This window comes from Nocardioides sp. NPDC087217 (assembly GCF_044744805.1).
Taxonomy (GTDB): Bacteria; Actinomycetota; Actinomycetes; order Propionibacteriales; family Nocardioidaceae; genus Nocardioides.
On the sequence record NZ_JBIUZB010000003.1, the window covers coordinates 318004 to 331978 of the forward strand.

At 68.8% G+C, this 13975-nt stretch carries 13 protein-coding genes; 10 read left to right on the forward strand and 3 right to left on the reverse strand.

The features are described from left to right. Positions 1 to 51: 51 nt before the first annotated feature. The 5 genes from ACIO3S_RS15880 (at position 52) to ACIO3S_RS15900 (ending at position 5682) form a co-directional block, all read left to right on the forward strand. Positions 52 to 2079 (forward strand): protein meaA, encoded by a 2028-nt coding sequence (locus tag ACIO3S_RS15880; protein ID WP_400465340.1) that lies wholly within the window; start codon positions 52 to 54, stop codon positions 2077 to 2079. A gap of 122 nt (positions 2080 to 2201) precedes the next feature. Continuing rightward, a complete protein-coding gene (locus tag ACIO3S_RS15885; protein WP_400465343.1) occupies positions 2202 to 2630 on the forward strand; it encodes a DUF6069 family protein in 429 nt (142 codons plus the stop codon). A gap of 56 nt (positions 2631 to 2686) precedes the next feature. After that, positions 2687 to 3580, forward strand: coding sequence for an NAD(P)/FAD-dependent oxidoreductase (locus ACIO3S_RS15890; protein WP_400465346.1), 894 nt, complete (start codon positions 2687 to 2689; stop codon positions 3578 to 3580). A gap of 21 nt (positions 3581 to 3601) precedes the next feature. Beyond that, positions 3602 to 3778 carry a hypothetical protein gene (locus tag ACIO3S_RS15895; protein ID WP_008362162.1) on the forward strand — a complete coding sequence of 59 codons (177 nt, stop codon included), beginning with the start codon at positions 3602 to 3604 and terminating at the stop codon, positions 3776 to 3778. An 80-nt stretch (positions 3779 to 3858) separates the two neighbouring features. Next, a complete protein-coding gene (locus ACIO3S_RS15900) occupies positions 3859 to 5682 on the forward strand; it encodes a bifunctional metallophosphatase/5'-nucleotidase (RefSeq protein WP_400465349.1) in 1824 nt (607 codons plus the stop codon). 135 nt (positions 5683 to 5817) lie between these two features. Here ACIO3S_RS15900 and ACIO3S_RS15905 read toward each other — a convergent pair whose 3' ends face one another. Both ACIO3S_RS15905 and nucS read right to left on the reverse strand, forming a co-directional pair. Then, positions 5818 to 6021, reverse strand: coding sequence for a hypothetical protein (locus ACIO3S_RS15905; protein WP_378834731.1), 204 nt, complete (start codon positions 6019 to 6021; stop codon positions 5818 to 5820). Positions 6022 to 6155: 134 nt separating this feature from the next. Continuing rightward, complete coding sequence (nucS, locus tag ACIO3S_RS15910; RefSeq protein WP_201451249.1) at positions 6156 to 6830, reverse strand: endonuclease NucS; 675 nt, start codon at positions 6828 to 6830, stop codon at positions 6156 to 6158. Between the two features lie 88 nt (positions 6831 to 6918). Here nucS and ACIO3S_RS15915 point away from each other — a divergent pair, with 88 nt between their 5' ends. Then, positions 6919 to 8085: a 3-hydroxyacyl-CoA dehydrogenase NAD-binding domain-containing protein gene (locus ACIO3S_RS15915; RefSeq protein WP_400465353.1), complete on the forward strand. Its 1167-nt coding sequence runs from the start codon at positions 6919 to 6921 to the stop codon at positions 8083 to 8085. A 123-nt stretch (positions 8086 to 8208) separates the two neighbouring features. Here the strand turns inward: ACIO3S_RS15915 and ACIO3S_RS15920 are convergent, their stop codons facing one another. Next, complete coding sequence (locus ACIO3S_RS15920; RefSeq protein ID WP_400465355.1) at positions 8209 to 8715, reverse strand: polyketide cyclase; 507 nt, start codon at positions 8713 to 8715, stop codon at positions 8209 to 8211. A gap of 61 nt (positions 8716 to 8776) precedes the next feature. On the opposite strand from ACIO3S_RS15920, the gene ACIO3S_RS15925 reads away from it, so the two are divergent. From ACIO3S_RS15925 to ACIO3S_RS15940, 4 genes are all read left to right on the forward strand, one after another. After that, positions 8777 to 10555, forward strand: a complete 1779-nt coding sequence (locus ACIO3S_RS15925) for a 3-hydroxybutyryl-CoA dehydrogenase (protein WP_350713151.1) — start codon at positions 8777 to 8779, stop codon at positions 10553 to 10555. 77 nt (positions 10556 to 10632) lie between these two features. Beyond that, positions 10633 to 11421, forward strand: a complete 789-nt coding sequence (locus tag ACIO3S_RS15930) for a hypothetical protein (protein WP_400465359.1) — start codon at positions 10633 to 10635, stop codon at positions 11419 to 11421. 19 nt (positions 11422 to 11440) lie between these two features. Further along, a complete protein-coding gene (locus ACIO3S_RS15935) occupies positions 11441 to 12220 on the forward strand; it encodes an alpha/beta fold hydrolase (protein WP_400465362.1) in 780 nt (259 codons plus the stop codon). Positions 12221 to 12271: 51 nt separating this feature from the next. After that, positions 12272 to 13963 carry an FAD-dependent oxidoreductase gene (locus ACIO3S_RS15940; protein WP_400465365.1) on the forward strand — a complete coding sequence of 564 codons (1692 nt, stop codon included), beginning with the start codon at positions 12272 to 12274 and terminating at the stop codon, positions 13961 to 13963. The last annotated feature ends 12 nt before the right edge of the window (positions 13964 to 13975 follow it).

Here is a 13975-nt window from a genome sequence, read left to right on the forward strand (position 1 = left end):
CCACACCGGAGCCGGTTACTGAGCGGTAACCGAGGGGCTAGCATGCCTCTTATGACGGACACCACGCCTTCCGAGCAGAGCCGCCCGGCGAAGGATCGCTCCTGGCTGATGCGCACGTACGCCGGCCACTCGACCGCCGAGGCGTCCAACGAGCTCTACCGCACCAACCTCGCCAAGGGCCAGACCGGTCTCTCGGTCGCCTTCGACCTGCCCACGCAGACCGGCTACGACCCCGACAGCGTCCTCGCCCGCGGCGAGGTCGGCAAGGTGGGCGTGCCGATCATGCACATGGGGGAGATGCGCAAGCTCTTCGACCAGATCCCGCTCACCGAGATGAACACCTCGATGACGATCAACGCGACCGCCATGTGGCTGCTCGCGATGTATCAGGTCGCCGCCGAGGAGCAGAACCCCGGGATGGACCCTGCTGAGGTGGCCGCGAAGCTGGCCGGTACTACCCAGAACGACATCATCAAGGAGTACCTCTCCCGGGGGACGTACGTCTTCCCGCCGGAGCACTCCCTGCGGCTGATCAGCGACATGATCGCCTACACGGTCCACCAGATCCCCAAGTGGAACCCGATCAACATCTGCAGCTACCACCTGCAGGAGGCCGGGGCCACGCCGGTGCAGGAGATCGCGTACGCGATGTGCACCGCCATCGCGGTGCTCGACCAGGTCAAGGCCTCCGGTCAGGTGTCCGAGGAGGACTTCGGCAAGGTCGTCGGCCGGATCTCGTTCTTCGTCAACGCGGGCGTGCGGTTCGTCGAGGAGATGTGCAAGATGCGCGCCTTCGTCGAGCTCTGGGACGAGATCACCCGGGAGCGCTACGGCGTCGAGGACCCGAAGATGCGCCGGTTCCGCTACGGCGTGCAGGTCAACTCCCTCGGCCTGACCGAGGCGCAGCCGGAGAACAACGTCCAGCGCATCGTGCTGGAGATGCTCGCGGTGACGCTGTCCAAGAACGCTCGGGCGCGCGCGGTGCAGCTGCCCGCCTGGAACGAGGCGCTCGGTCTGCCGCGTCCGTGGGACCAGCAGTGGTCGCTGCGCCTGCAGCAGGTGCTCGCCTACGAGTCCGATCTGCTGGAGTACGGCGACCTCTTCGACGGCTCCCCGGTCGTCGAGGCCAAGGTGGCCGAGCTCGTCGCGGGCGCCAAGGAGGAGATCGACCGGGTCCAGGCCATGGGCGGGGCGATCGCCGCGGTCGACACCGGCTACATGAAGTCCGAGCTGGTCTCCTCGCACGCGCGCCGTCGCGCCGCCATCGAGTCCGGCGAGGAGATCATCGTCGGCGTCAACAAGTTCACCACCACCGAGCCGAGCCCGCTGACCGCGGACCTGGACGCCGCGATCATGGTCGCCGACCCCCGCGCCGAGGAGGCCGCCAAGGCCTCCCTCGAGGCCTGGAAGGCCGAGCGTGACGAGGCGGCCGTCTCCGAGGCGCTGGCCGCTCTGGCCGCTGCCGCGAAGACCGATGCCAACCTGATGGAGGCCACCCTGGCCGCCGCTCGTGCGGGCGCGACCACGGGGGAGTGGGCCGGCACCCTGCGCGAGGTCTTCGGCGAGTTCCGGGCGCCCACCGGCGTCTCCGGTGCCGTCGGTGCCGCGGAGGCCGGCGCCGAGCTGTCGGCCGTACGCGACCGAGTCAAGGCCACGGGCGAGGAGCTCGGCGTCAAGCTGCGCATGCTCGTCGGCAAGCCGGGTCTGGACGGTCACTCAAACGGTGCCGAGCAGGTCGCGGTCCGAGCCCGCGACGCCGGCTTCGAGGTCATCTACCAGGGCATCCGGCTCACCCCGGAGCAGATCGTCGCCGCGGCGGTCGCCGAGGACGTACACGTCGTCGGGCTCTCCATCCTCTCCGGCTCGCACATGTCGCTGGTGCCGTCGGTGGTCGAGGGGCTGCGCGAGGCGGGTCTGGGTGACGTTCCCGTCATCGTGGGTGGCATCGTGCCCGAGTCCGACGCCAGGACGCTGATCGAGTCGGGGGTCGCGGCGGTCTACACGCCCAAGGACTTCAGTCTCACCGAGATCATGGCCGACATCGTCGAGGTCATCCGGAAGGCCAACGACCTCTCCTGAGCAGTAGTTCGACACGGCTCCCGAAAAAACTTCGGGATCCGTGTCGATCCTGTGTCGTGGCCATTCGTGAAAGGGGCAGAGGGAGGCGGACAGCGCCTCCCGCCACTTCACGGGAGTACGAGATGTCCACGATCACCACCGCCCAGCAGACCACCCGCTCGACCCGCGCCGCCCGCAAGCATGTCTGGCTCCATGGCCTCGGCGCCACGGTCGTAGCCAGCGCGGTCGTCACCGTCCTCGCCGCGGCCGCCTCGGCGGTCGGGGTGAGCTTCGAGACCGCCAGCGGCACGATCCCGCTCGCCGGCTACGCCCAACTGACCGCCCTCTTCTCGCTCATCGGGGTCGCGATGGCGGCGGTGATGGCCCGCGTGGCCCGCCGCCCGCGACGTACGTTCGTGGTCACCACCGTCGTGCTGACCGTCCTCTCGCTCGTCCCCGACGTCACCTTCGGCTTCGACGCCGCCAGTGCGGTCGTCCTGATGCTGCTGCACGTCGTCGCCGCCGCCATCGTCATCCCGGTGCTGGCTCGTCGCCTGGCCGAGGAGCACTGAGGTCGCCCTACGACGCGCCGAAACGTGTTACAGCGGCGCGCGGTAGCCTGCCGCGTATGCGAGTAACGGTGGTCGGAGCCGGAGTCATCGGGCTCTCGTGCGCGGTGCGGCTGCTGGAGGCCGGTCACGAGGTCACCGTGATCGGCCGGGAGCGGACGAGCGGGACCACCTCGGCGGTGGCCGGCGGGTTCTGGTTCCCCTACCTCGCCGAGCCTCGCGACCGGGTGACGGCCTGGGCGGCCGAGACCTTCCGAGAGCTCGCCCGGCTGGCCGAGGAGGAGCCGGAGGCAGGCGTACGCATGGTGCACGGCACTCAGCACAACCCCGAGGCGGACCTGTGGTGGGCCGAGCCGCTCACCGACTTGACCGTGACCGAGGGCCGTGCCGAGTTCACCGTCCCGATCGCCGAGATGCCGGTCTACCTGCCGTGGCTCGAGCGGCGGATCACCGAGGCGGGCGGGAGCATCACGACCGGGACCGTCGACGACCTGGCGAGTCTGGACGCCGACGTCGTGGTCAACGCGACCGGGCTCGGCTCGCGCGAGCTGGCCGGCGACGCCAGCCTCTACCCGGTCCAGGGCCAGATCGTCGTCCTCGAGCCGGGTGCCACCGAGGAGTGGCTGGAGGCCGAGGGCGACGCCCCCTCCTACGTCTTCCCGCGCGGTGGCGACACCGTGGTCGGAGGTACGTCGGTGCCGCACGCCTGGGACCAGAGCCCGGATCCGCGTACGGCCGAGCGGATCCTGGCCGACGCCACCGCAGCCGTGCCGGGGATCGCGAACGCCGAGGTCAGGGCCCATCTGGTCGGCCTCCGGCCAGCTCGGCCCTCGGTTCGGCTGGAGCGCGAGGGGCGGGTGGTGCACTGCTACGGCCACGGCGGCGCCGGGGTGACGCTGAGCTGGGGGTGCGCCTCCGAGGTGGCGGCACTCGTGGAAGTAAGGCATGCCTAACCCTGCTGTTACCCTTCGAGCGTGGGCAAGAAGAGGAAGCCTCCCAAGACGGAGTGCTGCGTGTCGAAGTCGCGCTGCAAGCGGTGTCCGATCCGCATGCTCAAGGAGGGCACCCTGCCTGAGGGGATGACGGTCAAGAAGCGCCGTCTGGTCACCCTCGACGGCAAGCCCGTCAAGAAGAAGCATCTGGCTGCTTGACGGAAGGCGCCGCCAAGTTGCGTCCGAGGTGGTAGGAATTGCCTTGCATTCGATTACCTACTCGCGCAAGGACGTTACCGATGCCTCACGCCACCCGCCGCTCTGTCCTGTCCGGTGCTGCTGTCACGGGCGCCGCGGCGCTGAGTGCTGCCGGTTACACCGCTGCCCCTGCGCACGCGGGCAAGCCCGACACGGTCCGGCTGACCGTGCTCGGTACGACCGACCTGCACGGCAACGTCTTCAACTGGGACTACTACAAGAACGCCGAGTTCTCGAACAGCGCAGGCAACGAGATCGGCGTCGCCAAGGTCAAGACCTTGATCGACGCCGTCCGCGAGGATCGTCGAGGCGAGCCGATCCTCACCATCGACGCCGGTGACACGATCCAGGGCACCCCGCTGGCCTACTACTACGCCCGGATCGACCCGATCACCGAGGGTGCGATCCACCCGATGGCGCGGGCGATGAACCTGGTCGGCTACGACGCCGCCGCGCTCGGCAACCACGAGTTCAACTACGGCATCGACACGATCCGGAAGTTCGAGGAGCAGGTGAACTTCCCGATGCTCGGCGCCAACGCGGTCGACCCGTCGACCAAGCTGCCGGTCTTCCCGCCCTACATCATCAAGGACTACGGCCTGGGCCGCGGCCGCCGCCTCCGCGTCGGTGTGCTCGGGCTGACCAACCCCGGCATCGCGATCTGGGACAAGGCCAACGTCGAGGGGAAGATGGAGTTCCCGGGGCTGGTCGAGCAGGCCAAGATCTTCGTGCCCGAGCTCAAGAAGGCCGGCTGCGACCTGGTCATCATCAGCGCCCACTCAGGCGCCGACACCTCCAGCTCCTACGGCGACGAGCTGCCCCCGGAGAACGCCTCGACCCTGGTGGCCGAGCAGGTGGCGGACGTCGACGCGATCCTCGTCGGCCACGCTCACCGCGAGATCACCCAGCGCTACGTCACCAACACCGAGACCGGCAAGCAGGTGCTGCTGACCGAGCCGCTCTACTGGGGCATGCGCGTCTCCGTGATGGACCTGGTCGTACGCCGCGAGAAGCGCCATGGCCGGCCCCGCTGGGTCCTGCAGTCGGCGACCTCGCAGACGCTCAACTCCAACACCGTCGACCCCGACCCGGAGGTCTCGGCCGCCGTGCAGGAGCAGCACGACGTCGTGGTCTCCTACGTGAACTCCGTCGTCGGCACGTCGGCGGTGGAGATGCTGGCCGCGCGGGCGGTCGTCGAGGATGTACCCATCATCGACTTCGTCAACTACGTCCAGGCCGACGCGGTCAAGGCGGCGTTGACCGGCTCCGACGCTGACCTGCCGGTCATCTCGATCGCGGCGCCGTTCAGCCGCGCCGCGGCCTTCCCCGCGGGCGAGGTGACCGTACGCGACGTGGCCGGCCTCTACATCTACGACAACACCCTGATGGCGGTGCGCATCACCGGCGCCCAGCTCAAGGACTACCTCGAGTTCAGCGCCCGCTACTTCAAGCAGGTCAGCGGCACCGGCCCGTTCCCGATCGACGCCGTGACCAACGCGCCGACCGACACCGCGCCCAACGGCACGCCCGACTACAACTTCGACACCATCGCGGGCCTGGACGCGGCGCTGACCTACGACATCGACATCTCGGTCGCGGTCGGCTCGCGGATCACCAACCTCGCCTACGACGGCGTCGCGGTGACCGACGCGCAGGAGTTCGTGCTCGCGGTCAACAACTACCGCCAGTCCGGTGGCGGCGGCTTCCCGCACGTCACCGACGCCACCGTGGTCTACAACCAGCAGGTCGAGATCCGCCAGCTGCTCATCGACTGGGTCACCGCCCACCAGGTCATCGACCCGGCCGCGTTCGCCTCGGTCGACTGGCGCCTCGTCTCCGGCGGCGAGCCGATCACTGTGCAGTAACCGCTGGTCGAGCCGCCGGAGCCGCTAGGCGGAGGCGTGTCGAGACCAACACGGTCTGCTGTCGCGGAAGACGGGATGTGTTGGTCTCGACACGGACTCGCTGGCGCTCGCCCGGCTCGACCGACGGGGGTGGTCTCAGCGGGGGTTTGCCCAGTTGAGCAGCTGGCTCATCGAGATCAGCAGGTCGTCCAGCCGCCGCTCCACGCTGTCCAGGCGCGCGTTGACGCTGTCGATCGCAGCGTCGGTGCGCTCCATCCGGTTCTTGATCGCATGGAACTCCGCCGTGTGCATCTGCTGCATCGTGAGTAGATCGATCATGATCGCCTCGACGTCGCTCACGGACAGGCGGCCCCCAACGCCATGCCCCGAGTAGTTCATGGACATGGCGTGAATCTTGTCACGCAGTTCCTACTCAAAGGTAAGGAATGGTGTTTCCCCGACGTGAACTTGCCTGACCGTGCACCAACTGTTGGTCAGAAGAGTCTCTCGGTCGGATCGTCGAGGCCGCGGAGCGCGTCGTAGTCCACGATTGCGCAGGTGATACCGCGATCTTCGGCCAGTACGCGGGCCTGGGGCTTGATCGCCTGAGCAGCGAAGATGCCGCGTACCGGGGCAAGCAGCGGGTCGCGGTTGAGCAGCTCGAGATAGCGGGTCAGCTGCTCGACGCCGTCGATCTCGCCGCGTCGCTTGATCTCGACCGCGACCGACTTCCCGTCGGCGTCGCGGCACATCAGATCGACGGGCCCGATCGCGGTCGGGTACTCGCGGCGTACGAGGGTCAGGCCCTCGCCCAGCGTCGCCGGGTGGTCGGCGAGGAGCTCCTGGAGATGCTTCTCGACGCCGTCCTTCTGCAGGCCGGGGTCGATGCCCAGGTCGTGGGACGTCTCGTGGTGGATCTCGTCGATCAGGATGCGCAGGGTGTCGTCCGTCTTGGAGGTGACGGTCCATTCGATGCGGCCGTCGTCGGACTTGCCCTCCGAGAGGGTGCAGGGCGGCGACATCCAGTTGAGGGGCTTGTAGGAGCCCCCGTCGGAGTGGACCAGCACCGATCCGTCGGCCTTGAGCATCAACACCCTCGTGGCCATCGGTAGGTGGGCGGTGAGCCGCCCCGCGTAGTCGACCTGGCAGGTGGCAACGACGAGTCTCACCGGGAGAACGTATCGCATGGCCCCATGTGAGCAGCGTCACGCCACCAGGGGTTACTCATGGGTAATAAATTTGGCAGTCTTCCGTCGCATGACGGTTTCGACCCAGGGTTCCATCCACGACGTGCTCGTGCTGCCCTATCTCAACCACGCCATTCGCATGCTCGAGTCGGGCTACGCCACCGCCACCGACATCGACAACGCCATGTGCTTCGGCTGCGGCTACCCCCAGGGGCCGCTGGCCACGGCCGACGAGATCGGCGCTGCCGCCGTACGCGCCGCGCTGCTCGCCCGCTTCGAGGAGACCGGCGACAACCTGCACAAGCCCGCCGACCTGCTCACCAAGGTCGCCGGCCAGGCCGGGACGTTCGCCGCGGTGGCCGGGGACCACGCCAAGGCTCCGGAGCTGCGCCACACGATCGAGAAGATCGGCGTGGTCGGCACCGGCACGATGGCCTCGGGCATCGTCCAGGTCTTCGCCCAGGCCGGGTACGACGTCGTCTTCGTCGGCCGCTCCCAGGAGAAGCTCGACGGGGTCGCCGCCGGCATCACCAAGTCGCTCGACAAGGCCATCGCGAAGGGCCGCTCGGACGAGGAGACCAAGGCCGCGGTGCTCGGCCGCCTCACCGGCAGCACGTCGCGCGAGGATCTCGGCGAGGCCGACCTGATCGTCGAGGGCATCGCCGAGGACCTCGAGGTCAAGACCGCGCTCTTCAAGGATCTCGACCGGATCGCCAAGCCCGGTGCCATCCTGGCCACCACCACCAGCTCGATGCCGATCACCGAGCTCGCCAAGGTCACCGCACGCCCCGGTGACGTCATCGGCATGCACTTCTTCAACCCCGCGCCGGTGATGAAGCTGGTCGAGGTGGTCACCACCGACCTCACCTCGCCCGAGGTCGACGAGACCGTGCGCGCACTGTCCACCGCGGTCAAGAAGGTCCCGGTCTCCTGTGGCGACCGCTCCGGCTTCATCGTCAACGCGCTGCTGTTCCCCTACCTCAACGACGCGGTCAAGCTGCACGAGTCCGGCGTCGCCATCGCCGAGATCGACGCCGCGATCAAGGAGACCGCGGGCTTCCCGATGGGCCCCTTCGAGCTCCTCGACGTGGTCGGCAACGACGTCTCCCTGGCCATCCAGACCGAGCTCCGCAACGAGTTCGGCGAGCCCGGCTTCGACCCCGCCGCCCTCCTGGTCCAGAAGGTCCAGGAAGGCAAGCTCGGCCGCAAGACCGGTGAGGGCTTCCACACCTACTGATCCCGGCCTCGCCGAGAAGTCACGTACGTCGGCCGAGGCATCACCTACGCGAATCGAGTCGGCACTTCGGTGCCGGCTCGATTCGCGCGAGTGACGCCTCGGCCGACGGGGGTGACGCTTCGGTCAGGGCTTGGGGTAGCCGCGGCGTACGGCACGTTCCAGGATTCCGAGGGTGGCCCGGATCGACTTCTGGTCGATCACCGGGAAGATCGCCTTCCACTCGGGGAGGGCGGTGGACCAGTCGCAGTACGAGGTGACGCGGGTGTCGCCCGAGTCGAGCTGCTCCAGCTCGTAGCCGAAGCGGTGGCCGATGGGTGGCTTGACGGTGCCTTCGATGGTCCACTCGATGGCCCGGTCGGGTTCGAACCCGGTGATGATCACGGTGACGTCGTACTTGCCGAGTGGGTAGTCGCCGAGGGCCTCGCGGTCCATGTGGACGACGAACCGGTCGCCGACCGCGCCCACCGGCGATCCCTCCGCGGACTGGAGCATGCCGGCGGCGTCGATGGCCACATGGCCGTCGGGGTCGATGAGGACGGCGAAGATGTCGGTGGGGGAGGCGGGGATGATCCGCTCGGCGTCGATGCGTTCGGCCTCGATGCGCTCGGCGGTCTGCGTCTGGTCGGTCACAGTGCCCGAATCTAGCGGCGTCCCGGCGTGCCGGGCATCACACCGTGGCAGGATGCGGGGCATGAGTGAGCGCACGATCGAGACAGTCGGAGTCGTCGGCCTGGGCACCATGGGTGCCGGGATCGCGGAGGTGTTCGCCCGTAACGGGTTCACCGTGGTCGGGGTGGAGCGTGACGAGGAGGGCCTCGAGCGCGGCAAGGCCCACCTGGCGCACTCGACGGGCCGCGCGGTCAAGCGCGGCAAGCTCAGCGAGGAGGAGCAGGAGGCGCTGCTCGGCCGGATCTCCTTCGCCACCGACCCGACGGCGCTCAAGGACGTCGACATGGTCGTCGAGGCGGTCGTGGAGTCGCTGGAGCTGAAGAAGTCGATCCTCGCCACCCTCGACGAGATCGTGGCTCCCGAGACGATCCTGGCGACCAACACCTCGTCGCTGTCGGTGACCGAGATCTCGACCGCCTCGAACCACCCCGGGCGCGTCGTCGGCGTTCACTTCTTCAACCCTGCCCCGGTGCAGAAGTTCGTCGAGATCGTACGCACTGTGGTGACCGAGCCGGACGTGCTCGAGGATGTGCGCGAGGTCGTCGGCAAGGTCGGCAAGTCGCCGGTGGTCTGCGGTGACCGGGCCGGGTTCATCGCCAACGCGCTGCTCTTCGGCTACCTGAACCACGCGGTCTCGATGTTCGAGGGCCACTACGCCACCCGCGAGGACATCGACACCGCGATGCGACTGGGCTGCGGCTACCCGATGGGCCCGCTGGCGCTGCTGGACCTGATCGGCCTGGACACCTCCTACGAGATCCTCGACACGATGTACCGCCAGGGTCGCGACCGGCTGCACGCCCCCGCGCCGATCCTCAAGCAGATGGTCACCGCCGGGATGCTCGGGCGGAAGTCGGGCCGCGGCTTCTACACCTACGAGGCCGCCGACTCGCCCGTCGTCGTCCCGGACGCGCTGACCCCGAGCGCCGACGCCACCCACGAGCTGCGCCGCACGATCGCGAAGATCGGCGTCGTCGGCACCGGCACGATGGCCTCAGGGATCGTCGAGGTCTTCGCCAAGGGCGGCTACGACGTGACGTACGTCGGACGCAGCGCCGACAAGGTCGACGGTGTCGCCGCGCGGATCACCAAGAGCCTCGACAAGGCGATCGGACGCGGCAAGCTGGAGGAGTCGGCGAAGCCGGAGATCCTCGGCCGGCTCACCGGTACGACCTCGCTGGATGACCTGGCCGACGTCGACATCGTCGTGGAGGCGATCGCCGAGGACCTGGCCATCAAGACCACGCTCTTCGAGAACCTCGATGACATCTGCAAGCCGGGCGCGATCCTGGCGACCACGACCTCGAGCCTGCCGGTCATCGAGCTGGCGAAGGTGACCAAGCGGCCGTCCGACGTCGTCGGGATGCACTTCTTCAACCCGGCGCCGGTGATGAAGCTGGTCGAGGTCGTCTCCACCGTCACCACCGCCGAGGAGGTCGCCGAGACCGTGCGCGCGCTGTGCTCGAAGGTCGGCAAGTCGCCGGTCTCGTGCGGGGACCGGGCCGGCTTCATCGTCAACGCGCTGCTCTTCCCCTACCTCAACGACGCGGTCAAGATGCTCGAGGGCCACTACGCGACCGCCGACGACATCGACACCGCGATGAAGCTCGGCTGTGCGCTGCCGATGGGTCCGTTCGAGCTGCTCGACGTGGTCGGCAATGACGTCTCGCTGGCCATCGAGCGCGAGCTCTACCTGGAGTTCCGCGAGCCGGGCTTCGCGCCCGCGCCGCTGCTGGAGCACCTGGTCACCGCCGGTTACCTCGGCCGCAAGACCGGCAAGGGCTTCCGCGACTACAGCTGAAGCGAAGCCCGAAGCAATATGCACAGCTGAGAAGAGGTCCCGCCCGGCCCGACCACCGTGGCAGTACGCTGAAAGACGTGGGACTTCTGATCGCACTTCTCATCGTCGTCGCGGTGATCGGGACCGTGGTAGTGACCAGCAAGCGTTCGCAGGCGCGAGCGCTGGAAAAGCAGCGCGCTGACCTCGAGCCGGTCAAGCAGCTCGCCTTCGAGGACGTGACCGCGTTCGGTGAAGAGCTGCAGAGGCTCGACCTGGACATGGCCGGCAAGGAGCTCGACGAGGGCGCCAACGCCGACTACCAGCGCGCGCTGGACGAGTACGAGACGGCCAAGCGCACCGTCGACAAGATGACCGAGCCCGACGACGTCAAGAAGATCACGACGATCGTCGAGGACGGCCGCTATGCCATCGCCTGCGTCGAGGCGCGGGTCGCCGGCGAGCCGTTGCCGAAGCGTCGCCCGCCGTGCTTCTTCGACCCCCGCCACGGGCTCTCGGTCGAGGACGTGGCCTGGGCGCCGCCGGGCGGCACCACCCGTGACGTACCCGCCTGCGCGCTCGACGCCGAGCGCGTCAAGGTCGGCGCGGAGCCCGACACCCGCAAGGTGATGGTCGGCAACGAGCGCGTTCCCTACTGGCAGGGTGGCCCGGCCTACCGGCCCTACGCCGCCGGCTACTTCGGCGCCTTCTCACCGATGGACTGGATGTTCGCCGGGCTGATGTTCAGCGCCTTCGGCGGCTTCGACGCCTTCGGTGAGATCGGCGAGGGCATGGGCGACGCGATCGGTGGCATCGGTGAGGGCATGGGCGACATGTTCGGCGGGATCGGCGACGGCATCGGCGACATGTTCGACGGCTTCGACTTCTAGAGCGACGTACGCTTCCCCGGTGCCACCACTTCATACGCTCGAGCTCGGCGACGCCGGAAGTCGTGTCGTCTTCCTGCACGGACTCTTCGGCCAGGGACGCAACTGGAACACCCTCGGCAAGCAGCTGGCCGACAAGCATCGGGTCACGCTCGTCGACCTGCCGCATCACGGCCGCTCCCCGCAGCCTGACACCTTCGACTACCTCGAGGTGACCGCGGCCGTCGCCGAGCTGCTCTCGGCAGACGACCCCGCGACCGTGGTCGGCCACTCGATGGGCGGCAAGGTGGCGATGCTGCTCGCGATCACCCGCCCCGAGCTGGTCGCGAAGCTCGTCGTGGCCGACATGTCGCCGGTCGTCTACGACCGCGTCGGCGGCTTCAAGACGTACGTCGACGCCATGCGGAGCCTCGACCTGGACCGCATCACCCGCCGTGAGGAGGCCGACGCCGGGATGCAGGAGGCGGTCCCCGACGCGACCGTCCGCGGCTTCCTGCTGCAGAACCTGCGCCGCGACGGCGACAGCTGGCGCTGGTCCATGAACCTCCCCGTCCTCGGCCGCGACCTGGACCGCATCGGCGACTGGCCGGCCGAGGAGCTGAAAGCCTATGAGCCGTACGACGGGCCGGTGATGTGGGTGGCCGGCGAGCTGTCCAACTACGTCACCGACGAGTACGCGCCGGCGATGAAGGAGTGGTTCCCGCGCTACCGCAAGGTGACGATCAAGGGCGCCGGACACTGGGTCCACTCCGAGAAGCCGGACACCTTCCTCGCGGCCCTGCGTCAGTTCCTCGGCGACTGAGCCTCGGCGACTGACCGGCATCTGTGCCGGGTGGCGTCTACGCTGTGCGACATGGAGCGTGACAGACCCGTCATCGTGCTGGTCGGCGGCGAGCATGCCGACGTCATCGAGCGGGAGTTCCGGGCGCGGTACGACCGTGACTACCGGATCGAGCCGGTGGTGGGTTTCGCCGCGGGCCTCGACCGGACCCGCGGGCTCGTGGGCGAGGGTGCGCAGATCGCGATGGTCGCTGTCGAGCACGTGCTCGACGGAGGCACCTCGATCGAGTTCCTGCACCACCTACCGGGGATCGTGGCGACGGCTCGCCGGGTCGCGCTCGTCTCGTGGGACGACTTCGCCGGTGCTCTCGACGACCTGCGGGCCGCGGCTCTCCAGCGCGAGATGGACACCTTCGTGCTCATCCCGCGCGGTCCGCGGGACGAGGAGTTCCACACCGCGCTGATCGAGCTGCTCTCGGAGTGGGGATGGTCGGTGGGCAAGCCGCTGGTGACCGTGACCGACGTCGTGGCCGATCCGGGCGACCGTGACGCGGCGGCGATCCGCGACCTGCTCGAACGCATGGGTTTCCCGCATCGCCTGCTCGGGCCGGACGACGACGAGGCTCAGGAGCTCATCGAGGCCGCCGGCCCGGGCGCACGGCTGCCTCTGGTCCGCACCTTCACGGGTCGCGTGGTCTCCGGCGCGACGGCGGCGACGGCCGCCGAGGCCATCTACGGCGGGTTCGACGAGATCCCTGAGGGAGTGATCGCCGACGTCGCCATCGTGGGTGGCGGGCCGGCGGGCCTCGCGGCGGCCGTCTACGCCGCGTCGGAGGGCTTGGCGACCGTCGTCGTGGAGCGCGACGCGATCGGCGGCCAGGCAGGGTCGAGCTCGATGATCCGCAACTACCTCGGCTTCCCACGTGGCATCTCGGGCATGCGCCTCGCCCAGCGATCCCGCATCCAGGCCAGCAGGTTCGGCGCGCGATTCTTCACCGGGCGTCCGGTGACCGGGATCGAGCCCGGTCCGGTCGACGAGCCCGAGCACCAGCACGTGCACGTGCGTGGCGCGCAGTTCTGCGCCCGTACGGTCGTGCTCGCGATGGGCGTGACCTATCGCCGGCTCGGGGTGCCCGCGGTGGACGACCTGGTGGGCGCTGGCGTGTACTACGGCGCCGCGACGTCGATGGCGCGCGAGATGCAGGGCCGGGACGTCTTCGTGGTCGGTGGGGGCAACTCGGCCGGACAGGCAGCCATCCACCTCGCCAAGTTCGCGAGCACAGTGACGATCCTGGTTCGGCGAAACGACCTCGCGGAGACCATGTCGGCCTATCTCGTACGTGAGATCGACGCGACGTCGAACATCCAGGTCCGGGCACGCACGGTCGTCGGCGACGGCGGTGGCGACGGTCGGCTGGAGTGGCTGGGATTGGAGAACCTGGACACCGGTGAGGAAACCAAGACGTCCGCCGACGGCCTCTTCTGCCTGCTCGGAGCGGAACCTGACTGCTTGTGGCTGGCGGACGGGGTCGCGCTCGACGAGCACGGGTTCGTGCTGACCGGACGCGACGTACCCCGCGAGGGGTGGGTCGACGGGAGCCCGCCCGCGAGTCTGGAGACGACGGTGCCGGGTGTGTTCGCCGTCGGTGACGTGCGTGCCGGGTCGATGAAGCGGGTCGCCTCCGCGAGCGGCGAGGGTGCGTCGGTGCTTCCGCTGGTGCACGCCCACCTGGCGAAGCTGCGCGCCCGGGAGTTCGGCGCCTGAGCCCCTGGGACG